Raw genomic sequence first — 407 nt, 5'->3', positions numbered from 1 at the left:
AACGTATTGGATAAAGTAGCCATGGTGTATGGCCAAATGAACGAACCTCCAGGCAACCGTCTGCGCGTTGCTTTGACCGGTTTGACTATGGCCGAATACTTCCGTGACGAAAAAGACGAAAACGGTAAAGGTCGCGACGTATTGTTCTTCGTTGACAACATCTACCGTTACACTCTGGCCGGTACCGAAGTATCTGCACTGTTGGGCCGTATGCCTTCTGCAGTGGGTTACCAACCGACATTGGCTGAAGAAATGGGTCGTTTGCAAGAGCGTATTACCTCTACCCAAACCGGTTCCATTACTTCCATCCAAGCCGTATATGTACCTGCTGATGACTTGACTGACCCGTCTCCAGCGACAACTTTCGCCCACTTGGACGCAACCGTCGTATTGAGCCGTGATATTGC

At 50.1% G+C, this 407-nt stretch carries 1 pseudogene; it reads left to right on the top strand.

The annotated features are described in order from the left end of the window. Window positions 1-407 (top strand): annotated as a pseudogene (locus ACTHSP_RS22310) (F0F1 ATP synthase subunit beta); the annotation flags it as partial.

The organism is Neisseria sp. P0001.S005 (assembly GCF_051963715.1).
The sequence above is the reverse complement of the archived record's forward strand: the minus strand, read 5'-3'. Positions and strand labels throughout refer to the sequence as shown.